General features: G+C 40.1%; 23 protein-coding genes and 2 pseudogenes. 12 read left to right on the top strand and 13 right to left on the bottom strand.

The window, feature by feature from the left end:
- The first annotated feature begins 8 nt into the window (after positions 1 to 8).
- Both rsmA and LU293_RS00370 read left to right on the top strand, forming a co-directional pair.
- Positions 9 to 875 carry a 16S rRNA (adenine(1518)-N(6)/adenine(1519)-N(6))-dimethyltransferase RsmA gene (gene rsmA / locus LU293_RS00375; RefSeq protein ID WP_242747857.1) on the top strand — a complete coding sequence of 289 codons (867 nt, stop codon included), beginning with the start codon at positions 9 to 11 and terminating at the stop codon, positions 873 to 875.
- Positions 868 to 1,719, top strand: coding sequence for a symmetrical bis(5'-nucleosyl)-tetraphosphatase (locus LU293_RS00370; protein WP_242747855.1), 852 nt, complete (start codon positions 868 to 870; stop codon positions 1,717 to 1,719). The genes rsmA and LU293_RS00370 overlap by 8 nt, the downstream gene beginning before the upstream one ends.
- Positions 1,720 to 1,791: 72 nt before the next feature.
- Here LU293_RS00370 and rpsT read toward each other — a convergent pair whose 3' ends face one another.
- Positions 1,792 to 2,061 carry a 30S ribosomal protein S20 gene (rpsT, locus tag LU293_RS00365; RefSeq protein ID WP_242747853.1) on the bottom strand — a complete coding sequence of 90 codons (270 nt, stop codon included), beginning with the start codon at positions 2,059 to 2,061 and terminating at the stop codon, positions 1,792 to 1,794.
- Positions 2,062 to 2,324: 263 nt separating this feature from the next.
- On the opposite strand from rpsT, the gene LU293_RS00360 reads away from it, so the two are divergent.
- The 3 genes from LU293_RS00360 (at position 2,325) to LU293_RS00350 (ending at position 6,557) form a co-directional block, all read left to right on the top strand.
- Positions 2,325 to 3,017 (top strand): NAD-dependent epimerase/dehydratase family protein, encoded by a 693-nt coding sequence (locus LU293_RS00360; protein WP_242747851.1) that lies wholly within the window; start codon positions 2,325 to 2,327, stop codon positions 3,015 to 3,017.
- Between the two features lie 135 nt (positions 3,018 to 3,152).
- Positions 3,153 to 5,864: a DNA gyrase subunit A gene (gene gyrA / locus LU293_RS00355; protein ID WP_242747849.1), complete on the top strand. Its 2,712-nt coding sequence runs from the start codon at positions 3,153 to 3,155 to the stop codon at positions 5,862 to 5,864.
- 45 nt (positions 5,865 to 5,909) lie between these two features.
- Entirely contained in the window at positions 5,910 to 6,557 is a 648-nt protein-coding gene (locus LU293_RS00350) for a glutathione S-transferase (protein WP_242747847.1), read from the top strand.
- Here LU293_RS00350 and dnaG read toward each other — a convergent pair.
- Together dnaG and LU293_RS00340 are read right to left on the bottom strand one after the other, a co-directional pair.
- Positions 6,554 to 8,617 (bottom strand): DNA primase, encoded by a 2,064-nt coding sequence (gene dnaG, locus LU293_RS00345; RefSeq protein ID WP_242747845.1) that lies wholly within the window; start codon positions 8,615 to 8,617, stop codon positions 6,554 to 6,556. The two genes, LU293_RS00350 and dnaG, sit on opposite strands and share 4 nt — an antisense overlap.
- Positions 8,618 to 8,667: 50 nt before the next feature.
- On the bottom strand, positions 8,668 to 9,726 hold the full coding sequence (locus LU293_RS00340) for an outer membrane protein assembly factor BamD (protein WP_242747843.1): 1,059 nt from the start codon (positions 9,724 to 9,726) through the stop codon (positions 8,668 to 8,670).
- Positions 9,727 to 9,921: 195 nt separating this feature from the next.
- Here LU293_RS00340 and LU293_RS00335 point away from each other — a divergent pair, with 195 nt between their 5' ends.
- The 7 genes from LU293_RS00335 to LU293_RS00305 all read left to right on the top strand — a co-directional run bounded on the left by LU293_RS00335 (position 9,922) and on the right by LU293_RS00305 (position 16,715).
- Entirely contained in the window at positions 9,922 to 10,944 is a 1,023-nt protein-coding gene (locus LU293_RS00335) for an RluA family pseudouridine synthase (protein WP_242747841.1), read from the top strand.
- A 43-nt stretch (positions 10,945 to 10,987) separates the two neighbouring features.
- On the top strand, positions 10,988 to 11,803 hold the full coding sequence (locus tag LU293_RS00330) for a purine nucleoside phosphorylase YfiH/LACC1 family protein (RefSeq protein ID WP_242747839.1): 816 nt from the start codon (positions 10,988 to 10,990) through the stop codon (positions 11,801 to 11,803).
- Positions 11,804 to 11,840: 37 nt separating this feature from the next.
- Positions 11,841 to 12,752, top strand: a complete 912-nt coding sequence (gene ubiA / locus LU293_RS00325) for a 4-hydroxybenzoate octaprenyltransferase (RefSeq protein WP_242747838.1) — start codon at positions 11,841 to 11,843, stop codon at positions 12,750 to 12,752.
- 289 nt (positions 12,753 to 13,041) lie between these two features.
- Positions 13,042 to 13,656, top strand: coding sequence for a superoxide dismutase [Mn] (gene sodA / locus LU293_RS00320; protein ID WP_242747835.1), 615 nt, complete (start codon positions 13,042 to 13,044; stop codon positions 13,654 to 13,656).
- Positions 13,657 to 13,814: 158 nt separating this feature from the next.
- Complete coding sequence (prmC, locus tag LU293_RS00315) at positions 13,815 to 14,660, top strand: peptide chain release factor N(5)-glutamine methyltransferase (protein WP_242747833.1); 846 nt, start codon at positions 13,815 to 13,817, stop codon at positions 14,658 to 14,660.
- Complete coding sequence (locus LU293_RS00310; RefSeq protein WP_242747831.1) at positions 14,657 to 15,430, top strand: HesA/MoeB/ThiF family protein; 774 nt, start codon at positions 14,657 to 14,659, stop codon at positions 15,428 to 15,430. The genes prmC and LU293_RS00310 overlap by 4 nt, the downstream gene beginning before the upstream one ends.
- 13 nt (positions 15,431 to 15,443) lie before the next feature.
- Positions 15,444 to 16,715 carry an ABC1 kinase family protein gene (locus tag LU293_RS00305; protein ID WP_242747829.1) on the top strand — a complete coding sequence of 424 codons (1,272 nt, stop codon included), beginning with the start codon at positions 15,444 to 15,446 and terminating at the stop codon, positions 16,713 to 16,715.
- Between the two features lie 396 nt (positions 16,716 to 17,111).
- On the opposite strand, the gene LU293_RS00300 is transcribed toward LU293_RS00305, so the two are convergent.
- The 10 genes and pseudogenes from LU293_RS00300 to LU293_RS00255 all read right to left on the bottom strand — a co-directional run bounded on the left by LU293_RS00300 (position 17,112) and on the right by LU293_RS00255 (position 24,172).
- Positions 17,112 to 17,990, bottom strand: a complete 879-nt coding sequence (locus LU293_RS00300; RefSeq protein WP_242747827.1) for a LysR family transcriptional regulator — start codon at positions 17,988 to 17,990, stop codon at positions 17,112 to 17,114.
- Positions 17,991 to 18,150: 160 nt separating this feature from the next.
- Positions 18,151 to 18,243 (bottom strand): annotated as a pseudogene (locus LU293_RS00295) (zinc ribbon domain-containing protein); the annotation flags it as partial.
- Between the two features lie 294 nt (positions 18,244 to 18,537).
- Complete coding sequence (locus LU293_RS00290) at positions 18,538 to 19,203, bottom strand: hypothetical protein (protein ID WP_242747825.1); 666 nt, start codon at positions 19,201 to 19,203, stop codon at positions 18,538 to 18,540.
- Positions 19,204 to 19,301: 98 nt separating this feature from the next.
- Positions 19,302 to 19,471, bottom strand: a pseudogene (locus LU293_RS00285) (zinc ribbon domain-containing protein); the annotation flags it as partial.
- Positions 19,472 to 19,532: 61 nt separating this feature from the next.
- Complete coding sequence (locus tag LU293_RS00280) at positions 19,533 to 19,916, bottom strand: hypothetical protein (RefSeq protein ID WP_242747823.1); 384 nt, start codon at positions 19,914 to 19,916, stop codon at positions 19,533 to 19,535.
- A gap of 16 nt (positions 19,917 to 19,932) precedes the next feature.
- Complete coding sequence (locus tag LU293_RS00275) at positions 19,933 to 20,235, bottom strand: hypothetical protein (RefSeq protein ID WP_242747821.1); 303 nt, start codon at positions 20,233 to 20,235, stop codon at positions 19,933 to 19,935.
- Between the two features lie 119 nt (positions 20,236 to 20,354).
- On the bottom strand, positions 20,355 to 21,314 hold the full coding sequence (locus tag LU293_RS00270) for a hypothetical protein (RefSeq protein WP_242747819.1): 960 nt from the start codon (positions 21,312 to 21,314) through the stop codon (positions 20,355 to 20,357).
- 212 nt (positions 21,315 to 21,526) lie between these two features.
- A complete protein-coding gene (locus LU293_RS00265; protein WP_242747817.1) occupies positions 21,527 to 21,943 on the bottom strand; it encodes a hypothetical protein in 417 nt (138 codons plus the stop codon).
- 292 nt (positions 21,944 to 22,235) lie between these two features.
- Entirely contained in the window at positions 22,236 to 23,465 is a 1,230-nt protein-coding gene (locus LU293_RS00260; protein WP_242747815.1) for a replication initiation protein, read from the bottom strand.
- A gap of 377 nt (positions 23,466 to 23,842) precedes the next feature.
- On the bottom strand, positions 23,843 to 24,172 hold the full coding sequence (locus tag LU293_RS00255) for a hypothetical protein (RefSeq protein ID WP_242747814.1): 330 nt from the start codon (positions 24,170 to 24,172) through the stop codon (positions 23,843 to 23,845).
- Positions 24,173 to 24,539: the final 367 nt, after the last annotated feature.

The raw sequence follows: 24,539 nt of genomic DNA, 5'->3' as shown, positions 1-24,539 counted from the left end.
AAATAACAATGTCTATCATTCCAAAGACACCCCAAGACGCAAAACACGCCCCAAGAAAACGCTTTGGGCAAAATTTTTTACATGATACAAGTGTGATACGCCAAATCGTTGATAGCATTCATCTCCAAAAAGACGATAATTTACTAGAGATTGGTCCTGGTCTGGGGGCATTAACCGAGCCACTACTGGCTGAAGTTTATGGTATGACAGTGGTAGAGCTTGACCGTGATTTAGCAGGTCAGTTAAAGATTAATATCGGTGCAAACAGCCATAATGATTTTACCATCATCAATGATAATGCCATGCATATTGATTACCGACAGCTTGCTGAGCAAATAGGCAAAGGGTCGTTTCGCGTGGTGGGGAATTTGCCTTATAATATTTCTACGCCCATTTTATTTCGTTTACTTGACTTTAGCGATGTCATTACTGATATGCATTTTATGCTCCAAAAAGAAGTTGTTGATCGCATTACTGCTTCGCCTAATACGAAGACGTACGGCAGATTGTCAGTTATTATGCAGTATTATTGTAATACAGAGTATTTATTAACTGTGCCAAAAGGAGCGTTTAATCCGCCACCTAAGGTAACGAGTGCGGTTTTTAGACTGACGCCTTTTCACGAAAAACCCATCAAAGCTAAAGATGAGTCCTTATTTGCTCTTATTGTTCGTGAGACTTTTAACCACAGACGTAAGACATTAAGAGCAATTTTTAAGAGTAATAGTCTACTACCTGTGCTAGATGATACTGATTTTGAGCAGGCAGGTATTAACCCCCAAGCTCGTCCAGAGACATTAAGCGTAGCAGATTTTGTGCATTTAGCAGACATTAGTTTGGCTAAGCGTAATGAACAGGGGGTGGCTGATGAATGATAATATAAGCTATCGCCATGAGTATATTATCGGTGATTTACAAGGCTGTTATGCGGCGTTTTGTAATCTTTTGGATAAGATTGAGTTTGATGAAACGCAAGATAAGCTTTGGCTAACAGGTGATATTGTGGCACGAGGTGAGGATTCGCTTGCCACACTGCGTAAGGTAAAAGCACTAGCTGATGTAGGTGCATTATCCACTGTGCTTGGCAATCATGACATTACGCTTATCGCTACATGGCGACATATTTTACCCATCAATCCTAAAGATCGTACTTCTAAGATTTTTTTGGCACAAGATTGTGATGAATTGCTAGAATGGTTACGCAAACAGCCGTTTTTGCTATATCCAGATGATAAAAGCGTCATAACTCATGCTGGTATCCCGCCAAACTGGAGTATAGATCAAGCCGAAAAATACGCCAAAAAACTCCAAAAAAAACTCAGCGGTAACTTAAACAAAGTCGATCGTGTGCTTAAAAAGCTCTATAATAAAAAAATTGACGTATGGAGCGATGATATTCGAGGTAAAAAAAGACTAAGAGCCATCGCCAATTATCTAACCCGAATGCGACTTTGTACAGCAGATGGAATGCTTGAGTTTTCTTTTAAGCAGTCGCTTGATGATGAGATGCCAAGTGACTTTCGCCCATGGTTTGAATGGGAAGTGCCAAGAAAAAGACGGATTTATTTTGGGCATTGGGCGGCATTGCAAGCTAAAATAGCCACGCCACGAGTACGAGCACTTGATGGCGGCTTTGTTTGGGGTGGCAGCTTAGTGGCGTATCGCTTGGCAGATGGGGTGATATTTAGCGTAAACAACGATAATGATACGTCTAGCTAAGCTAAAGCTATTATCTAAACCATAAAAAAACCTTAACATTAAATTAAGGTTTTTTTTATTAAAGGCAGAAAATTAAGCGTCTTTTAGAGCTCTAACTGCTTTATTTAGGCGGCTCTTATGACGAGCAGCTTTATTCTTATGGATAATGCCTTTGTCTGCCATACGATCAATAACAGGAACTGCTTTTTGATAAGCTTCGGTAGCTAATTCATATGATTTTGCTTCGATGGCTGCGGTAACACGCTTGATATAAGTACGAACCATTGAGCGTTGAGAAGCATTTTGCGTGCGACGTTTTACGTTTTGACGAGCACGTTTACGAGCTTGGGCTGAGTTTGCCATAAGTGTATCCTTAAAAATGAAATAAAATAAGCGGTATTGAGCGGATAATTCTAGCAGCCAGCGAATTATCAATTTGGCAAATGCCAATAGACACGTTGCTCAACACTAAAACGTCTATTGTACCAAAAAATTAAGGTGTTCTCAATAGATGCGTTCTTGAGGATAGGCTATTTTACGCATTTTTAAGGTATTTGACAAGTAGGGCGTTAAATTTTTCTCTTAGGTATGCTAAAATAAGTCAGTTTTATTAATCAAGGGTGTTCATGAAGCGAAAAGCCATTGTTATCGGTGCGTCTGGGCGTGTAGGGCAGGCATTGGTGCATGAACTGTCGGCACTGTATGAGACGGTCATCGTTATCACACGCACTCAGCCGCGCTTGATGAGTGAAAATATGCACATCTATTCTGTGAAGGATTTTGGTGTGCTTGCTGATACTGTACAAGCCATAGCCATCGGCAACGATACCGATGCCTTTAGCTGCCTTGGATTAACCAAAGCTAATGCAGCAAGCTTAGATGAGTTTCGTCAAGTAAATGTGGGCTATAATGTCGCTTTTGCCAAAGCGTGCAAAGACAAAGGCGTGCAGCGGTTTTTTTATCTATCAAAAAAAGGGGCGGATAAATCCACACGTCATGATGATATCGCCATAAAATCTGTGGTGGAAAACGAGCTTAAACGACTTGGGTTTGACAATTTATACTTATTTCGTCTAAGTCAATTAACGCTTGATAAGATTGGTTTTTCTATCAAAAATATCAGCGATACATCAATTAATATAGTAAAAAACGTTTTACGTTTAGCTTTAAGGGTGCAACATCAACCACTCACACCACGCCATGTCGCTGTCGCCATTTCTTTAATCGCTTACCAAAGTCACACCCAAAAGCACAAAAAAGCAGTGCAGATTATCACACATGAGCGCATGGTGGCGATGACTGAGAATCTATCACAGTAGCTTAGACTGTTTTGGATTTTAGGTGTTTTATTGACGTTAATAGCTCTGTATTTTTAAGCTTTATTTCTCCAAAAATTTCACCATCTATGCTATAATATTTAACGTTTACACAACAAAAAATAAAAAGGATATCTCATGTCTACCACCGATAGCGTCACCCCCGTTGGTATTGTTGATGAGCTAAAGCAGTCCTATCTTGACTATGCTATGAGCGTAATCGTCTCTCGTGCCTTACCTGATGTGCGAGACGGTCTAAAGCCAGTACACCGCCGTGTCATGTATGCAATGTACGAGTTATCAAATGACTATAACAAACCTTACAAAAAGTCTGCTCGTGTTGTAGGCGATGTCATCGGTAAATACCACCCACATGGCGATACTGCGGTGTATGATGCGATTGTGCGTTTGGCACAGCCTTTTAGTATGCGTTATATGATGATCGATGGGCAGGGTAATTTTGGTTCGGTGGATGGTGATCCACCAGCTGCCATGCGTTATACCGAAGTGCGTATGCAAAAGCTTACTCATCAAATGCTTGGCGATCTTGATAAAGATACCGTAGATTGGGAAGATAACTATGATGGCTCAGAGCGTATGCCATCTGTATTACCTGCTCGTGTGCCTAATCTTTTGATTAATGGAGCGACAGGGATTGCGGTGGGTATGGCAACAAACATGGCACCGCATAACCTAACTGAAGTGGTGAATGCTTGTCTTGCTTATGCTGATAACCCACATCTAACGGGCGATGAGCTAATGGGCTATATCTTGGGACCTGATTTTCCAACAGGCGGTACGATTTATGGACGCAGTGGCATCATCGATGCTTATCGCACAGGAAAAGGACGACTGCACATCCGTGGTAAATACCACATTGAATCTATGGATGGAAATAATAAAGATCGTGAACGCATTGTATTTACTGAAATTCCCTATCAGGTCAATAAAGCCAAATTAATCGAGCAAATCGCTGCACTTGTAAACGATAAAAAGCTAGAAGGCATCAGTGCTATCCGTGATGAATCGGACAAAGAAGGAATGCGTGTCGTTATTGACCTTAAGCGTGGAGAAAACAGTGAGGTCATTGCTAATAATTTGTTCATTAACACGCCGCTTGAGTCTAGCTTTAGCATTAACATGGTTGCTCTTGATAATGGACAGCCACGCTTAATGACTCTAAGAGATCTTATCTCAACATTTATCCGACATCGCCAAGAAGTGGTAACTCGTCGTACTATTTTTGAGCTTAATAAAGCTAAAGCACGTGGACATCTGTTAGAGGGTCTAACGATTGCTCTTGCAAATATCGATGAGATTATCACCACCATTAAGCAGTCAGAGAACCGAGCGGTGGCTCGTGAGAATTTGCTTGGGCGAGTATGGCAGTCTGGCGGTGTGGTGGCAATGCTTGAGGCGGCAGGGGCTGTATCTATTCGTCCAGAAATTATTGAAGGCGAAGACCTAAATGCTCCGTTTGGTTTGATTGAAAATAACACCAAATACCGCCTATCTTTTGATCAAGTTAATGCCATCTTAGATATGCAGTTGCACCGCTTGACAGGACTTGAGCAAGACAAGCTATCTAAGGAATATCAAGAAATCTTAGCGGAAATTGTGCGTCTGCAATTAATCTTAAATGACTTTGATCGTCTGATGGCAGTCATTAAAGATGAACTTACCGAAATCCGAGATCAGTTTGGCGATGAACGTAAGACTGATATCGTAGACAGTCGCAGCGATTTTAGTCGTGAAGATCTCATTCCTGAGCAGACTGTCGTTTTGACAGTATCTGCCACAGGCTATGCCAAAACTCAGCCAATCAGTGAATACCATGCCCAAAAGCGTGGCGGTAAAGGTCGTAACGCCACAGCCATGAAAGCTGACGATGTTATCGAGCATTTGCTTGTCACCAGTACGCATGCCACCATCATGTGCTTTACCAATACAGGTCGTGTTTTTGGGCTGCGTGGCTTTGAGGTGCCAATCGCATCTCGTGGCTCTAAAGGCAGACCGCTTGTCAATCTGATTAACCTAGAGCATGATGAAAGTGTGACGGCAATCTTGCCAGTGGAGACTCTACAAGATGATGATAAGTTTGTATTTTTTGCGACGGCAAGCGGTACGGTAAAGCGTGTGGCATTAAGTCAGTTTGCGAACTTACGCTCAAATGGCTTAAAAGCAATCAATCTAGCAGAAGGTGATAGCCTTGTAGGTGTGGCAATTACTGATGGCTCCCAAGAAATCATGCTGTTTAGCAATGAAGGTAAGGCGATTCGCTTTAAAGAATCTGTCGTAAGAGCAATGGGACGTGTGTCTGCTGGTGTGCGTGGCATGAGAGTTAATCTACTGGCTAACACCCATCTTGAAGAAGACGATGTGACAGACGAAGTAGACGGCGATGATGAGGGTAGTACATTTGCAGTCAGTCGGGTGGTATCACTGGTGGTATGTACAGCCGACAGCGATAAGCAGATATTATGTGCTTGCGAGAATGGTTTTGGTAAACGTACGCCGATTAGTGAATTTACATTGCGTAGCAATCGTGGCTCACAAGGCAATATCGCCATTAAGACATCTGAACGTAATGGTCAGCTGGTTAAAGCGATTGCAGTTACCGATGAAGAAGATGTTATCTTAATCTCAGATAAAGGTACATTGGTGCGTACACCAGTTGCCCAAATTGCAAGCACAGGGCGTACTGCCCAAGGTGTGCGTCTGATTCGTATCGCTGATGATGAGGTGTTAGTCGGTGTGGCGTGCGTGGAGCATGAAGATGATGAGGAGACTGCCGATATCATCGATGAAAGTGGCGATAGCTTAGACACCACAGTCAGCGATGATACATAAACTCACTTAACCTAAGTGTATGCTTGGTTTTAATGGCGATAAATAATGATTACTTTACACCACTTAAATAACTCACGATCTTTTCGGATTCTTTGGTTGCTAGAAGAGTTAGGTTTACCATATACGTTGGTCAAGCATACTCGTACCAAGTCTTATCTTGCACCAAAAGCGATGCAAAAAACCCACTTTATGGGTAAAGCTCCCATTTTAACCGATGGTGAAAAGACGCTGATAGAATCTGGATTTATCATAGAATATTTACTTCGCCATTATGATAAAACTCACAAACTAAAACCTAGCGATGATCAGACGTGGGAGCAATTTTGCTTTTGGTTGCATTTTACCGAAGGGTCGCTTATGCCAAACCTTGTCATGCGACTTGTGTTTGATAAAATTACCACGCAATCGCCATTTTTTGTGCGTCCTATCACCAAGCAAATTCAGCAAAAAATAGAAAAGCTTTATCTAAACGATAATATCACAAATAGCCTATCACTGCTTGATCAGACCTTACAAAATCAAGACTATGTCTCAGGTGATGTGTTTAGTGCGGCAGATATCCAAGTGCATTTTGCCATCAGTGCCATGCAAAACTCAAGCAGCCTACCTATGCAGTCACAAAGCATCAAAGAATGGCAAGAACGCTGTGAAAGCCGAGAAGCCTATCAGCGAGCGGTCTTAAAAGATAGCTAAGTATCCAACAGTTTTGCAAGCTTAGATTTATTATGCTTATCCCAATGAATTACCGCTTGCAATCGGCGTTTATGAATTTCTGATAAAATGAGATTTTTGCTATTTTTGTGTTGTTTTTGCAAGGTTTCTTGCAGTGCTTGACTAAGAAGCTCTTGGAATAAAAATTGGATATTGACGCTTTGCTGACTGATTTGCTGATAAAAATCTTGCCACTGACTGGCGAGCATGTCTTGTAAAGATGGGTTTGGCAAGCTTGCAATAATAAAGTAAGCTCGATTCTTTGGGTCTGTATCGGTTAAATCAAACCCTGCCAAGTCCATGCTTTGACTTAGTGTTATCAACTCTTTAATGGTAGAAACAAACAAAGATAAGGCTTCATCGCCGATACTCTTCCAAGTCGGTAACTCTGGTAGATGTAGTTCCTGCTGTTCTAACTTATCAATAAAATCAGCATGTACATCGACTGCACCTGATTGCGTTAAAATATCGCTTAGTGGGTCTGTCAGTAAAATTTGTGGAGCGTATAATAAGCACAAATACAGCTGAATATTATGATTGACATTCGTGTCGTAGTTTGCTTGATCAAGCAGCTGCGTTTTTTGGAGATTTTTGCCGCTTAATTTTTGGTAAATGTCGTTATTAAGCCACCATCTAAAGCTAGAACCTTTGGGCAGTTTAGCAGCAAGCTCCTTAAGCTCTGCCATAGCGGCAGCTTTATTTTCAGGCAGCTTTAAATCATAACGACGTGCTAGGACACCAAAGACGTAATCTGATAGATTAGACGCATGAGCAATCTGCTCTACCATCGCAGCAGCACCATGTTGCTTAATAAAAGTGTCTGGATCATGCTGATTAGGCAGGGTGAGAAATTTTAACTGCTTGCCATCAGGCAGTACTGGAGCTGCTACTTCGAGTGTTCGCCAAGCTGCTCTTTGACCTGCGTTATCACCATCAAAACATAAGGTCAGCACGTCGTTATATTTAAGAAGCTGGGCGATTTGGCGTTCATTAGCTGCTGTACCCATCGGTGCGACCGCTCCATAAATTCCTGCTTGGTGCAATGCGATTACATCCATGTAGCCTTCGACCATCAAAAAATCATTTGCCTTGGCTTGGCGAGCTTCATAAAGCCCATATAAGATATGCTGTTTTTGAAAGACGGGTGACTCAGATGAATTGATGTATTTTGGCATGTCGTCACCCAATGAACGCCCCGCAAAGCCGACTACTCGTCCTTGTCTATCCTTAATAGGAAATATCACTCGTTCACGAAAAAAATCGTAATATTCTCCCGTCTTTTGAGATTGGCGAACCAGTCCTAAAATTTTTAGACCTTCTAGATCTTGGGCGAATGCTTGGGTTAGCACTTGCCAACCATGCGGTGCAAAACCAAGCTCAAAGGTATGGATAGTTTCTTGTGTTAGCCCACGATTTTGAAAATAGGATAACGCAAATGGTGTATTCCACAGCTGAGATTGATAATAACGACAGACATTTGCCAGTAGGGTGTATAAGTCGCCTTGTTCATCTTCGACTTGATTAATGATAAAAGCACCATCAGATATTTTATCTTCGTCAGTAAAAATAGTATCAAATGGTTCATTTGTAATGACGTTGTTATTATTTTGTATATTATTTGACTGTGCAGTTGTTGATTGTGAGTTTAAATGCTGATTTGGTGGATTAATAGATGGCTTAGCAGATGATTGAAATACAGGTTTAGATTTGGCAGACTTTTTGTAGCTGATTTTTTTGGCAAACTCATCATCCTTTGGAAGTTCGATGCCTGTTTGGTCGGATAAATGCTTAACCGCTTCGATAAAAGTCATGCGTTCCAATTCTCTTAAAAAGGTAATTGGATTGCCTTTAGCACCGCACCCAAAGCAGTAATACAGATTGGTTTGGGGATTTACAAAAAAAGAAGGGGTTTTTTCGCCATGAAAAGGGCAGCAGCCTTTAAGCTCTCTACCAGCTGGCTTTAAGGCGGTGTGCTTTCTAATCATGCCGACAAGATCGGCATGACTGTTGAGCTGCTCAATGACGGATTCAGAAATCTGCATAGCGATACATTCAATAAAAAGACCGACCAACGATCGGTCTTTTTATGGCATTATTGCTGATCTGGCAGACTTAGACCAATATGCCTACGCTTTTCTTGGATAGGCATACTCATATGCTCTTTGCTATCATCCATTTCTGCTGGCTGACTTGGTAGTGGTGGTAGTCCACCTGCTTGATGAATAACCTGATTGCGAGTTTGACCATTATATGAGCTAACTACGCCTTGTGTGTCTGCTTTTTTGTCAAACTTGTGTAAAGTCACGGTATTAAGGAGACGCTTGGTAAATGATGTTGATTTTTGGTTTGGTAATTTGACAGAGCCATCGGCATTTAGATAGCTTGGGTAGTTGATTTGTAATAGCGTCTTATACTGTTCTGCGGTTGTAGTCATGCCAAGTTTATCATAGCTATAAGCCAACACAGCGATTGCTTCAGGGGTGCTTTCAGATTGGGGATAATACTGAAAAACCCATTTAGCACGGTTTACTGCTGCCACATAAGCATCACGTTTCACATACCAACGTGCCGCCACCATTTCATGCTCGGCAAGATCATTATAGATTGCTATCATACGCTGAGCAGCATCAGGAGCATAGTTGCTGTTTGGAAAGTTATTAACCAATACTTGAAAATTATTAAAAGCAAGTTGTAGCCATGATACATCACGCTGCGACTGATCAAGCTTAAATAAGCGAGATGCTTTTGGTGAACCGCCCATATGAGTGACACCTTGGACGTACAGCACATAATCTAAGTGTCGGCTGGTCGGATATAGACGAAGAAATTCTGCCGTACTGTTACTGACCGCTTCATAGTCACCAGCTTGATATTGTGCATAGATTAGATCAAGCAGTGCTTGCTGAGCGTGCGTGCCTGTGGGATAAAAAGTGCGAGCATCGCCAAGCGTCTTAATTGCTTCGTGGTAATTGCCTTTTTCTAGGGCGGCTTGGGCTTGCTCATAATAGCTAAGTTCAGATTGTTCGGCACTGATGGTGATTTTATTGTCTTTTTTGCCAACGATACTTTTTAGGGTTGAACAGCCAGATAAAGCCAAAGTACCAGCTAACATGGCGACAGATAAAACTTTTAAAGAGTGATTGGTTTTCATATATTTTACTCTTGATGATTTAAAGATTTGGCATTTACAAGTCGGTAAATCCAAAAGCTAAACGCCATTTAGTTTACCACAATTTATAGTTAAAAAACCATCAATTTATACGAACCCTAACTTTTGGATAAAATTTTAGGAAAACTGCCAATAAATATGATAAAGTAGCCCAATTTTAGTACAAATTTTAAAGTTATGATAACACAAGACGATAACACCGTAGCTGAGCCAAACGGGTCAGAATATGACAAAGCAGAAGTGGATTCACCAACAAAGCATATTGAGCTTAGTTACCAAGTCTTAGATAAGGACGTCGGTACACGCCTAGATAAGATGGCAAGCCTTGCCTTTGATGGTTTTTCACGAGTGCAATTACAAGGCTATATTAATGATGGCTCATTACTTGTAAATCAAGCCACACAAAAGCCAAAGTATGCTGTCAGGCAAGGCGATGTGTTAAGTTTATTGGCAGCGTTTGAAGATCACTCAAACGATCTGCCAGAGAATATCACACTTGATATAGTATATGAAGATGATCATGTCATTATCATTAATAAGCCTGCGGGTATGGTCGTCCATCCTGGAGCGGGTAATCGCACAGGAACACTGGTCAATGCCTTGTTATACCACTACCCTGATAATGCCCATCTGCCACGAGCAGGGCTTGTGCATCGCATTGATAAAGACACCACAGGGCTTTTAGTGGTGGCAAAAACCAAATCAGCACAGCTTGAGTTAACCAACCAACTAAAAGATAAGTCCGTATATCGTCATTATCAGTGTATTGTGTCAGGCACGCCTGCTGACATCTTACGCCATGCGTTAATTGATGCACCGATTGGCAGGCACAGCACTCAGCGGACGAAGATGGCTGTAAAAGACAGCGGCAAGCCTGCTGTAACGCACATCGTTCGGGCGACTGCTCTTAGCGATACGCACAGCTTGCTTGATGTTCGCCTTGAGACAGGGCGAACACATCAGATTCGTGTGCATTTATCACATAAAGGCTTTCCCTTAGTGGGTGATAAAGTCTATGGCTCACCAACCAAAAAAGGCACACTCACCACAGAGCAACGCCAAGCCATTCAAGACTTCCCACGTCAGGCATTACACGCTCATACGCTAGGATTTATCCATCCAGCAACAGGCGATGCGGTGGAGTTTTTTGCTCCTTTGCCAAGTGATATTGTCGCCTTAATCCATGTGTTTAATAACTAAACTGGCACACCAAGCCCAACCTAATTTTGATAAAATAATTGCCATGACATCTGCTAAGAATCCTATCGTATTATACCAAGATCAGTATGTGCTTATCGTGCAGACGACTGCACAAAAGTTTGATAAGACAAGTCCAAGCGATCTATATGGCAGCTATAATCTTGCACTTCATGTAAAAGATAGCCCAAGCCATGTACTACAAAACCGCATGGATTTACTAATAAATCTTAATCAGCTTGGCGGTGGTGGGATTGATGAGATTGTCTGGCTTAATCAGATTCATAGCGATATGGTCATCGATGTAGATACAGCCGACCTAAGGCTTTTGCCCGATAACGCCGATGCGATGATCACACGAACAGCGGGCAAGGCTCTTGCCATCATGACGGCAGATTGCGTGCCCATCACGCTTTTTACCCCTAAAGCAGAACAGGTGGCATGTATCCATGCTGGCTGGCAAGGGCTAGCATCAGGTATTATTGCCAAAACTGCCAAACAGTTTGATCAGACTGCCAAATTGCATGCTATCATCGGTGCGTGCATTCACCAATCAAGTTATGAAGTAGACCAAGTGCTGGCAAATAAAATCATCACTGACTGCACCGATCAAAACTTGACCAAGCTGTCAGCAGTGCAACTAAAAAAAGTGATTATCAAAGACAGCCGTAACGATAAATGCCTGATTGATCTTGTGACATTAACCAAATTACAGCTGGCTGCACTAGATGTTAATATCATGGGTGCAGCGACGCCATGCACCTACCAAGATGAGCGGTTTTATTCTTATCGTCATCAGACACATCACCAAAAAAAAGCGACAGGGCGTATGGCAACTGTCATCGTCCGCCTGCATGAATAAATAAGCCTAATGACCACACAACTTATTAATAATCCATATGATACACACCCAATTTCAAGATAAACTCATTGCATGGATACAGCTTACTCGGTTTGATAAACCTGTTGGGACAGAGCTGTTATTATATCCGACATTATGGGCGGTATTTCTTGCACAGTTTGGGGCGACAGGTCAGCTGCCAAGTATCCAGCTTGTGCTGATTTTTACGCTTGGGGCGGTGCTGATGAGAGCAGCAGGCTGTGCGATTAATGATTTTGCTGATCGTAAAGTTGATGGGCATGTCAAACGCACCAAAAATCGCCCACTTGCTGATGGTAGACTACGGCCACGCACAGCGGTTTTGACCTTTTTGGGTTTATCGCTATTATCTGCGTGCTTGCTGTTTTTTTTGCCGATTGCCGTGTTTTATTGGTCGCTTGGGGCGGTGTTCTTGGCGTTCATTTACCCCTTTATGAAGCGTTATACGCACTTACCCCAAGTGGTGTTAGCAGCAGCATTTGGCTGGGCGATTCCGATGGCGTTCGTGGCAGTACAAGGATATGTGGGATTATGGGGGTGGGTGCTGTTCATCGCCTATATGTGCTGGACAGTAGCGTATGATACCGCTTATGCGATGTGCGATAAAGACGATGATTTGCAAATAGGCGTAAAATCCACCGCCATTTTATTTGGTAAGTATGATGTGGCAGTAATTATGCTGTTAAATACCGTGTTTAGCTTACTGATGGCGTTGGCTATTTGGCATTATTTCACCGATTATGCTTTAGTGGGGGTAGGCTTACTGTCTGCTTTACTTGGTATTTTATTTTATCGGCAGTATCAGCTTATTAAGACTCGTGAGCGTATGGCGTGCTTTAGTGCCTTTAGGCAAAACGTCTTAGTAGGGCGTTTGGTGTTTTTAATTGTACTATTGCTAAGCGTAATTAAGCACCTATTAGCATTAAACTAACATCGTGGTATTGTCAAGCCGTCAAAATATGATGGCTTGACATTTTGTAACAAGCCTAAGGACGAACCAAAAACTATAAAAAGCACGCCATTTAACTTTCATTTAATCGCTGACTGATTTTAAAATACATCAAATAAGTTAAGCAATACCACCTAAGAATTAATATTAAAAACAATCACTTGGCATTAAAATAGCTGTAATCACTAAAATTTCCCCTTGAAAATTCGATATTTTACCCACATAATAGATGATGAGTATCACTCAATTCATTAATTTTAAGGAAGTCATTATGGCATATACATTACCAGAATTAGGCTATGCATACGACGCATTAGAGCCACATTTTGATAAAGAAACGATGGAAATTCACCACTCACGTCATCACCAAGCTTATGTAAATAATGCGAATGCCGCCCTAGAAGGCACAGAGTGGGCAGATAAGCCAGTTGAAGAAGTTATCGCAAACCTTGACAAGCTGCCAAAAGACAAGCAAGGTGCGTTACGCAATAACGCAGGTGGTCATGCCAACCACAGCTTATTTTGGACTATCCTAAAAACTGGCACAGAACTAAAAGGCTCGCTAAAACAAGCTATTGAGCGTGATTTTGGATCAGTTGAAGCATTTAAAGAAGAGTTTGAGAAAGCTGCACAAACTCGCTTTGGTTCAGGTTGGGCGTGGCTAGTTAAGCAAGGCGATAAGCTTGCTGTTGTATCTACCGCTAATCAAGACAGCCCACTGATGGGTAAGGATGTAGCAGGCTGCGAAGGCACGCCAATCATCGGTCTTGATGTATGGGAACACGCTTACTACCTAAAATACCAAAACAAACGTCCAGACTACATCAAGGCGTTTTGGAACGTGGTAAACTGGGACGAAGCCCAAAGACGTTTTGATGCTGCTTAATCAGTCATTACGCACCAAAGACTAGCTAATGCACACAGTGTTATCTAGTCAATTGGTTGATAAAACCGAATAGCGTATGTTATTCGGTTTTTTGTATGGTTAATGAATACTGATTTTTTTGCTATAATATGAAGTAATACCAAGCCATCTGAGTAATTATGCCAAAATCTATCGCTTCTATTAAGCACTACTACCGATCCATCGCCACAGAAAGCTTGCCGTATCACTGGCTACAATCATGGCTACTCACTGTGATTAATCAGCCGAGTAGCTTTCTTATCACAGATGGCGATTATGTGCTAAACGATGACGAATGGCGACGGTTTAACGATGGCGTTGACCAGATGCTAAGCGGCATACCCTTAGCTTATTTGACGGGCGTTCAGGCGTTTTTTGGGCGAGACTTCTTGGTTAATCAGCACACTCTAATCCCAAGACCAGATACCGAGATCTTAGTCCAAAGCGTGCTTGATTTTATCAAAGACAATAAAAGGGCTAATAGTGCCAAAATCCTAGACTTAGGCACAGGCTCAGGCTGCATCGCCATCACGATTGCCAAAGAGCTACCAAATGCCGACTTGCTTGGCGTGGATTTTTGTGAAAATGCTTTAATGGTGGCTAAAATGAATGCCAAAACGCTTGGGGTAGATAACTGTCGGTTTATGCAATCAGATTGGTTTGGGGCGATTTTACCATCATCACAGTTTGATGTCATCGTCTCAAACCCGCCTTATATCAGTAAAACAGATACGCATCTACATACTTTGACCGCTGAACCTGTCACCGCCTTAGTTGCTGATGATGATGGGCTTGCTGATATTTGCCTAATTGCTCAGCAGTCAGCACAGCATCTTTTTACAGGTGGGCTTTTAGCGATTGAACATGGCTATAATCAAGGGGCGTGTGTGCGTGAAATTTTTGAAAATAATGGCTATCAGCAAGTGCGAACAATACAAGATTATGGCAGCAATGACCGTGTAACTTTAGGGGTTTTGCATCCATGATGACACTCACCGATGATGAACTATTGCGGTATGCTCGCCAAATCCTGTTAGATGATTGGGATATTGACGCCCAAACTTGCCTAAAAAACAGTCGCATTCTTATCATAGGCTTGGGCGGCTTAGGCTGTTTTGTCGCCCAAACATTGGTCAGAGCGGGCGTTGGATCGGTGCATTTGGTGGATTATGACATGATTGATGAAAGTAATCTGCAGCGTCAAATTCTCTTTACCAAAGCAGATATTGGTCAATCAAAAGCCAAAACCGCCTACGAGCAGTTATGCACCCAAAATGAACTTATAACCATCACCTATCAGGATATCAAGCTTACCTATGATAATATTATGGCAGTATTAGCGGCGTGTCGGGCAGACTTAGTACTAGACTGTACAGATAACTTCATGGTGCGTGATCTAATTAACCGAACTTGCGTGGCACTAAGCACACCATTATTATCTGCCTCAGCGATTGGACAAGTCGGACAACTGTTGTTTTTTAATGACTTTAGCAAGCAAGGCTGTTATCACTGCATATTTGGCGACGATACAGATGATAACGCACAAAACTGCACCAACTCTGGCGTACTAGCCAGTACTGTCGCAGTTATGGCAAGCCTACAAGCTCAAGTCGCATTAAGTTTTTTGGGAAAGGGCAAAAACCCCATTGCTAATACGCTTATCTTATGGCAAGGTGAAACGCTCACCCAAAGACGCACAACTTTTGCCAAAAATCCCACTTGCACTGTATGTAAAAGCATAACTAACACTTACTAATAAAGACATTCTTATGAAATTAAATCCCTTAAAACTTGCCAAAACAGGCGTAACTTCTGCCCTAAGACTCCAAAAAACTGTCAGCGTAGCAGGGCTATCCATGCTGCGTGTGGCAAAGGGCGAAAAGGCAGATGCCGAGCTGCTTAAACAGACCTTTGAAAAGCTTGGCGTTACTTACATTAAGCTTGGGCAATTTATCGCAAGTACGCCTTCTATATTCCCTCGTGAATATGTGATGGCATTTGCCGACTGTCTAGATCAGACCACGCCTGTCAGCTTTAGCGTTATCCAAGATGTCCTAACAGATGAGCTTGGTGATACGAGTGCGATTTTTGAGAGTATTAATCCTAAGCCTTTAGCATCGGCAAGTATCGCACAGGTGCATCAGGCAGTATTACGCACAGGCGAGAAGGTCGCTATTAAAATTCAAAAGCCCAATGTTGGCACGGTTATCGCCACCGATCTTGGCGTGCTTCATGGTGCATTTTGGGCAGCAGAGAAGCTTGTGCCATCAATGAAGCTTGCCAATCTTGCTCCTATCATTGATGAGATTCGTACACGCATGATGGCAGAGACTGACTTTATCGCAGAAAGCGAAAACCTAAGGCGGTTTGCTAACTTTTTACATCAGACGCAAAATAACACTGTCATTACACCCAAAGTCTATGAACAATTTAGCACCAAAAGGGTGTTAACCATGTCTTTGCTAGAAGGTATCTCTCTTATAGATGATGGTTTGCATGGGCTTGCCGATCCAAAGACAGTGATGTCTACTGTACTAGATACATGGTTTTTATCGCTAATGATGACAGGTGAATTTCATGCCGATTTACATGCTGGTAACGTCATGCTCACTCATGATGGGCGTGTGGGATTTTTAGATTTTGGGCTTGTAGGGAAAATTGACCCAAAAAGCCTAAACGCTTGTTTTATCCTTGTTCAAGCCATGCAAGCAAATAACTACCATCAGATGGCACAGGCAATGATTGACATTGGCATGACACATGGTAGTGCTCAGGTGGATGTACATCGCTTATCGACTGACCTTAGTAGCCTGCTGGGCAAGGTATATACAGGATCAGCCGATAAAGCCACTCATACCGACAGTCTAAATAAGCTTATGCTAGAGCTTAGCGAGATTGGTAAACGCCACGGCATACATTTCCCACGAGATTTTGCCTTACTGCTAAAGCAGCTGCTGTATTTTGATCGCTTTATGACGGTACTTGCTCCCCAGATGGATCTGTTTGAAGATAGGCGGCTAGATTTACTTAAGCTTGTCTAACGAGCAGGTATTTGATGTGGGTGGCTTTGTTGGTGCTGGCTTATTTTGGTAAGTTGTCATTTAGTGAAATAAAAAACCAAGGTGAACGCCTTGGTTTTTTTATTATGTAAAATATAGCAAAATCGTTAAAGTCGTTATGTCTTTATAAGTTTATCATGAACAGCGATACAAACTTATAAAAAAAAATCAAATTTATCAAGGCTAAATCATGCAACCATAAATAACAAACCAAAATCCATACTTAGCCAAATCTATCTATAATAAAAGCTTTATTTATTTGAAATAATCATCAAAAATCAGATTTGAAATTATCCGCCCAAACTGGTTAGTTATACTTCGCATAATGTATATTATGTTAAATAATGTTTACCGCACCTAATCTTCAAAAAAAATAAACTAAGATTTTTCACTAAAGAATTCTCTCAAAAGCTCAATGCATCTTTCTACTCGAATAGACGATTTGTCTTGGTTACTAGCTAATGCACCAAGTGTGAGATTTGGTAATTGATAATCAGGCAATACATGGATCAGCTCTCCAGATTCTATAAATGCTTTAGCATCAATTTCATTTGTCTTAATAATACCATGTCCTGCCACCGCTAAATTAAGTACAATAGATTGGTCGTTGCTTGCAAGACGAGGTGGTATACGAATACTAAATTTATTATTATTTTTTTGAAATTCTAGACGTTCTTTTTGTTTATCTCCATGAGCAATAAAAGCATGTGATGCTAAATCCTGCGGTTCTTTAATGACGTCATGACCATCAATATAGCCTGGAGACGCTAAAAGCAGTTGTTTTACAGTCGTCAAAGGCTTACCCAAAGGCTCTTCTTCTAAAGTTAAAGCCAAGTCAATACGGTCTTCAATCATATCAAGATGATCATCATGAAATATGAAAGTTAAAGACAAATCTTCATATTCTCTTAGCCACGCATCCAATGCAGGAATAAGATAGGTTTTGGCGATTTCAGGAGATGTGGCAATACGTAAATTTCCTGAAAGACCGCCTTTGAGCTGGCTTATGCTATCTCGACCTTGTTCGGCAATTTTAATAATTTGCAAGGCAGTTTCATAAAGGATCTCTCCTGCTTCACTCATGCTAAGTTTGCGGGTTGAACGATGCAATAATGATACACCAAAATATGATTCTAAAAGAGTAATTTGCTGGCTAACCGCACTTGTCGAGGTACCTAATTCTTTAGCTGTTGCACCAAAAGAACCATTGTTTACCACCTTAACAAAGATCATCATGCGGCGTAAATTATCTAACATATCTTACACTGTCCCTTAAAACCTATCTAAACCGACCTATAAGGTAGGTTTAGCGTTTAATTCCTACTTCAATGCTCGTTGCCTTATTCATTTAAACTTGGACTTAGCAACTCCATAGGCGTTTTTAATTGAGGATAAAACTTACCCACCAAGATTTTTATTAAGATAAAGTTAAAACCTTATCTGCTTGATTTAAAATATTTATACTGGCATTCACATCACGGTCATGGTGTGTTTGACAGTTGGGGCAAGTCGGATAACATGACCTCTAATCATTGGGTTTCTTTTACCATTTGCATTATTTTAAATAGTTTTAGACAGGTTTACAAGTATTAGTTTTTAGCTCCGACCATTCAAATGCGTGCTAAAGAACAGTGTAGCATAGCTGCCATTTGCTCTAAAACTGATCACCAGCTTATCGCTAGTGATAATCTCATCAACCATCTATACAGCATTGGTGTAGTACACGAACAAAAAGATCCACTGTGATACCATCTACATAGGAGTAAAAGGATCTTAGCGGGCTAGAGAAATGACAAATTATTTATTAATGAGCGCACTCGATGCTACGGGTTTTCTCGTCAAAGGTGAAATAAGCACCACCCCCAAAATCAGCATAGCTCACATCATAACTGTTTTTATCAATAACATAGACAACACCCGCGCCATAGGCATCATAAAACATAGCTTGCTTTTCCCAAGCGTCATCACCACCACCTACAAACCCATATTTTTTAGCATAAGAATATGGAAACTTTTGCGGTGTATAATAACTTCCATCACCAGTTTCTTTCACCAACCACATCCCTTCTTCTCCGATGTGTTTGATATTATCACCAACTAATACCCCAAATTTATTTTTTAATTTTTTCATAGAATCATTGGCAAAATAAACTCGTACATAGTTTGCTTCATGATGGTCTGACTTTTCAATTTTTGTAATAGGAATACCAAAAGCAGTGGCATTTTTTAAATGATATATATAAACATCAGCATGATAATCAGCATTGGATTTTTTAGTTCTTTTTATAATACTTGATTTGACAGCTTTATACTGGCGTGGATTCTCAAATACTTCAAAAAGAGGCCTCTGGTTACAGCTGTCTGTCATACCCAAAAGATATGGTGTCCAATCCACCGCAGCTAATGCAGGCGTGCTAACAGCACCAAGCACAAAAGCCACCAAAGATAATTTTGCAAAACCCTGCTTCATAACATCCCTCCGATGATACTTTAAATATATTAAATAGTATGTTAAGATTAATTGACGTACTCCCCTGCCTAAAGCAAGGAGCTTCCTCCAGCGAGCGTCTAACGTCCCAGACGGAGTATGTTCTTGGCTGCATTGACATCTCTGTCATGCGTGGTGTTACAAGTACCACAAGTCCATACTCCTATTCTAAGACCTGTTCTACCTTTGGGGCTGCTGTTGCTGATGTGCTACAGCACGAACAAGTTTGGGTTGTAAATTTTTCATCAACTCGATACCCCCTCACTTTAGGGGGTGCGGCAGATATATATCATATATTTTTCCTAGTGAAGTCAAGCTGACTTGTAACATATATGCTGACTACCCGATATATCACAAAATAGTAGATTATCGGCTTGTTCTGCAGTCATATTCTGCGGGTTTTTGATGATTTTCAGGATTTTGCTGTCCCGTATATAAGACGTTTGTTCTTGATTATTTGGCGATTCTATTTCATCAATATATTCAAAATGGTATTTTTTACCACGAAAGGAAATTGTTGTCCAAGACCCACCAGCTCCAGCACCACTATCTACGGTACAACGACCCTTGCTGAGCACTTTGTCTTTTTTAAACAGATAGCATTCACTTGTTTTTCGTGGATCATCATGTGCTTGTGCAGATGTAGACATCCCCACCATGGTTGCTAAAGCCAATGTCAATGCTAAAACTTTCATAAAAGACCTCTTTTTTTTAAAAATATTTTTTCTGATGTGCTCTAAAGGCAGCGTTTCTTACCATCTCACCTTTAGCTATATAGTCATCACGGTTACTATCCCATACTTTATTTTTTTCATAAGCTTTGAAGCCACGTTTGTAACCATACCCAGTGACCGTTGTGTAAAGGTTTGCGACGTTCTGTGGTTTATTGGCTCTAAAACCTCTTTCTTTAAAATATTTTTCTACATAGATCATTTGAGTATTAAAACTCAAAGACGCAAATTGATTTCTTGTCATGCCATAATAAAGCCCTTTAGTTCCTCCAGATCCTTTCATAAATTGGATTAAACCTGTAGCTGACGACCCTGGGTTTCTTATAGAAGGAGAAAATGTGCCTCCAGTCTCAAAGGAAATCACAGCTGCTAAATCGTTAGGATTAGCCCCAATATTAGCGGCTACTTTTTAATAACCTCAGCTTTATCAGGCGTAAAGCCTTTGGGTGCCGCTCCTGATGTGTACGGAGCACTCTCATGCGAAACATTTTCACAAGATGTAGTGGATACACCCGTGTTAGAACTCGCCCTAACAAACTGACTTTCTGTTAAATTTTTCGGGTGAGCTTTATAAGCTTCATCACCGCGCTGCCAATTTCCCACCCTTTGGAAGCCAAAACCATACTTTGACGCTTGTTGTGATAAAAATGCATTGGTTTTGCTTGCAAGCTGTATGTCATTTTTAAAATTATCAACAATCCCAAGTACAACCACATTTGCACCAGATTGACTTAAATATTGCATTTGTTTTTCAACAGATGCAATGTCTTTAATATTATTACTTAATCCGGTAGAAATTACAACTGTTTTTCCTTTTAGATCTCCTGCGTTTTTAAGATAACTCAATACTTGGCTTGGATTTCTTCCTCGCTTTGCGTATCTTGCATCGGCACGATAAGCTTCTGCTAGGCTATCACCCATAAATATCGCTTCCGACATTTTAACAGCAACTGAAGTCGATTTACCGTCATTTGCAGTTGGTGTGCATTCAGCACCATCTCCAGCTCCACCTTGCGACCAATAACCTGAGTCAACATACTCATCACCACCTGCCTCCAGCTGTAAATCAATAACAGTCGGCACTTTTCCAGCTTCCGCCGTTACCTGCATAGCCTGAATTTTTTTACCAAACTCAACTAAATTAGCGTTACCAATGACTGCCAATACTGCCTCTATTCTTTGTCGTACGATAGCTGTTTGTTGGCGGATGAAGTTTTCTTGAGCATCCATCATGAGATATTCGCTCATCAAACCTTTTGAATTTAAACTCATTCTTGCCTGATCCCATGTAGGATTGCCGTATCTAGAATTGGCAATTGTCTCAATGATGTGTTTTGGTGACTGTTCTGTCAATTTTAACATCGGAGAACCTGCCTTAAATTCAGAAAAATCTATACCATCATCAACAGCTAGTAAGTTTTATCCCCAATTAAAAACGCCTATGGAGTTGCTAAGTCCAAGTTTAAATAAATAAGGCAAACAACATTGAAGTAAATTAAACGCTAAACCTACCTTATAGGTAGGTTTAGCTAGGTTTTAAGGAACAGCTTTTGAACTTGGTGTTAGTTTGAAACTTAGCCACCTGATGCTGCTTTGCTAACAAAGTTAACATAGACAAGATATACCATACCTATAGCACCTAATAATCTCCACCAATAAGGACCGGTAGGCTGACCATTTTTGCCTTTTGTGATGATATTAACAAGGCTAATAATGGCAAAGAGAATCCCGCCTAATAGAGCAGCGATTGCTGCAATTTCAAAAAAGGATGTACCAAATGTCTTAAAGTCATTCAGAGAATTAGTAATAGAGCCATTTTTATTTAAATTGACGCCATTTGCATCTGCAAGTTGATCCAGATAATTTTTTTTATTTGAAGATTGGGCACGTGCAACTAAAGTCATAGGCAATAATGCCGCTAGTACCCATAGCTTTGTAACGGTATGATTGGTAACATGTGTCATACGCTCTAATTTATTTTTTACATTCATAATCTACACCTTGAAATAGGCCTTATTTAAGGATTGGTTGAGTTGAGTATAGCCCACTACCTTATTTTGAAAGTTGTGTAAACAATACTTACAACACAAACTAACAATAAAATATAATTAAGTTTTTGTCAATAGTGTAATTAGAAAAAACTAAACAATAGTAAACGATTATCAGCAGTCATAGCGAAGAATCGTTCATTAAAAATATTTGTAAACTTTTGTAATTTTTTTTAAAAATAAAAAAAAACCCACTATTTTTTTTCTATTAGTGGGTTTTTAACGCTTAGATGATTTAGAATTTATATCCCAGTAGTTTTAAAAAAGGAATATGCTGTTTTTGTTGAAGGGGGTCTAATAGTTCTAATCTTACTTGTTGAGCTGTTTTATCTAAAGCTGCTGCAATTTTTTGAGAATATAGATAAAGATCATCTTCAGTCATAGAAAACCCAACCTCAGGCGTTTTTAACACCCCAATTGATGTATTTTGATTGGGATGCTGGGTTGTGGCATTTCTATCTTGAAAGGTAAATAGTAAATCCGTCACCACTCGAGATGTTCTTTCTTGTGTGTAAGTAATACTAAGTGATGTTTTTTGGCTTATTTCACTAATGGATTTATCAATCACATAAGCTTTAAAATCTGAGACATTAGAGTAGCTATGTGTGCAATCGAAAAACTCTCTTAAATAATCAATACTCATCTTAACTCGTGTGTGTCCTTGTATTAAGTTTCTTATAACAAGCTCAAACAACAACACCGAGTGCCCGGTTAAATCAAATAATATATTTTTATGATCATTGTTAAAAAATGAATAGTTATTAAAAGTGTCTAGTAGCTGTGCCACTTCATGAGAAATTGTAATAACTATAGAATGATCTTGTTTTGAAAAACAGGCGCTGACAATCCATGAAGTGCTTACTGTGACTGGTCGATCTTCAAGCAAACACTCTTTATGATGAAAATATCTTTGAAGAAGAGATTCGGTTATTTCAGATAACTCTTGGTAAGTCCGCTCAACATTTCTTTCGTTTATATTTTCTTGACAAGAAAATATAAATTGCTCTGCTTTAATATTAAAAGAATATAATAATTCTTTTTTGTTATTAAAAAATTCTTTATTAACTGAAACGAAAAAAGTTATATATTTTCTTTGAATACTGGATAAACCAGTCAAAGCATGTAAAAATCTATTTATCAGAATAATCTCATATTTTTCTTTTTTAAAGGATGTTGGTGATTGAAATATGGGATTATTGTTGTTTTCTTCTTTGATTTGTTCTTTTGGGGGGAGTGGTGATGGGCTGTTTTCTTTTTTTGAAAACAAAGAATTGTAAAGTATGTCTACGGGGTCTGAAGGTTTAGCAGCTACTTTTTGTTCTTCTTCTTCCATAATTTGTTGTATAGCAAGTTCAAAGTAAGATCTTCTATCTATTTGCTGTTCAGAAGAAGAATCATAAGCTGCCATCTTTTCTTCTAGCTTGGATAGTCTTTCTGGGGTTGGTTGGAAGTCTTGGATAGTCATGATCTTTCGGTTGTTAGAAATAGGAAGAGCGTGATATTGTCGCACCGCCTATCTTGACTTGTCAAGGAAAACAAAGGCCCTTAATTAAAGAATAATAATTGTTTTAAATTATTTTTTTAAAATAAAAAAAAAGAATATTTTATTATTTTTATTTAAATAAAGATTGACGCTAAAATATGACGGATTGACGCAAATTTTACTATCAAATATGACAAATAATTTTAGTAAGCTCGTCTCGTGAGTTAGCCGATGTTTGCCCAAACCCTTCCTAAAACCCCCCCCGCTTTTTGTAAATTTGTCAAACATTGCTATGGTTTTCGCACTCATAGCTTATCGACCACCGCTAGGTGGATTTTTTTTTACAATTATTAGTCCACTCAATCTTGTGAGGCTAAAATTCTATTTTCACCCGATTCCTCAGTTTCAACCTTGGTTTCGGAGATGCTGGTAGACTCACCTGTCATACTCAGTATCGATTTTCTCGTTTCAGGATCTAAAACTCGTCCTGTATCAAAACTTTGCAGATCATTTAAATCAACTAGCCCGCCCTTTTGTTGAATTTGACTTTCGTGTTCAGCAACAACACTACTTGCGTGCTTTGCCTCGTTGATAGCCGACCCAAACGTTTGCTGCTGGGTTTTGTAAAATTCACTTTCAGGACTGACAGGAATTCCTAATACCAATGCTTCATAAGCTTCGGTTCCCATTTGATGTTCGAGACCTGAATATGCGCCAGATATTTTTGTGGCTGACTCCTCAATCAGAATAACCTCATCAGCTGTTTCAAAATAGTCGCTATAAGTTCGAGGTTTTGGTTCGGATAGCAGTTGGTAAGCTATAAAAATTACACATATTATTAACAATATTAACAATATTAACAATATTAAAAATATTATTTTTCTATATTGATGAAAAAAAATGAGTGATTTTTAAAGCCGGGGAATTAGACATGAATCCAATACCTTAATCTGGTTATTCAGAATTGACACTAACTTAAAATAGTGTTAAGTTATATTTAATAGTATAAACTGAATTTAGGTAATTGGCAAGCTGATTGGCAAGCCGTGTTGTACA

It is taken from the genome of Moraxella nasovis, assembly GCF_022701215.1.
In the GTDB taxonomy this organism is placed as follows: Bacteria; Pseudomonadota; Gammaproteobacteria; order Pseudomonadales; family Moraxellaceae; genus Moraxella; species Moraxella nasovis.
The sequence above is the reverse complement of the archived record's forward strand: the minus strand, read 5'-3'. Positions and strand labels throughout refer to the sequence as shown.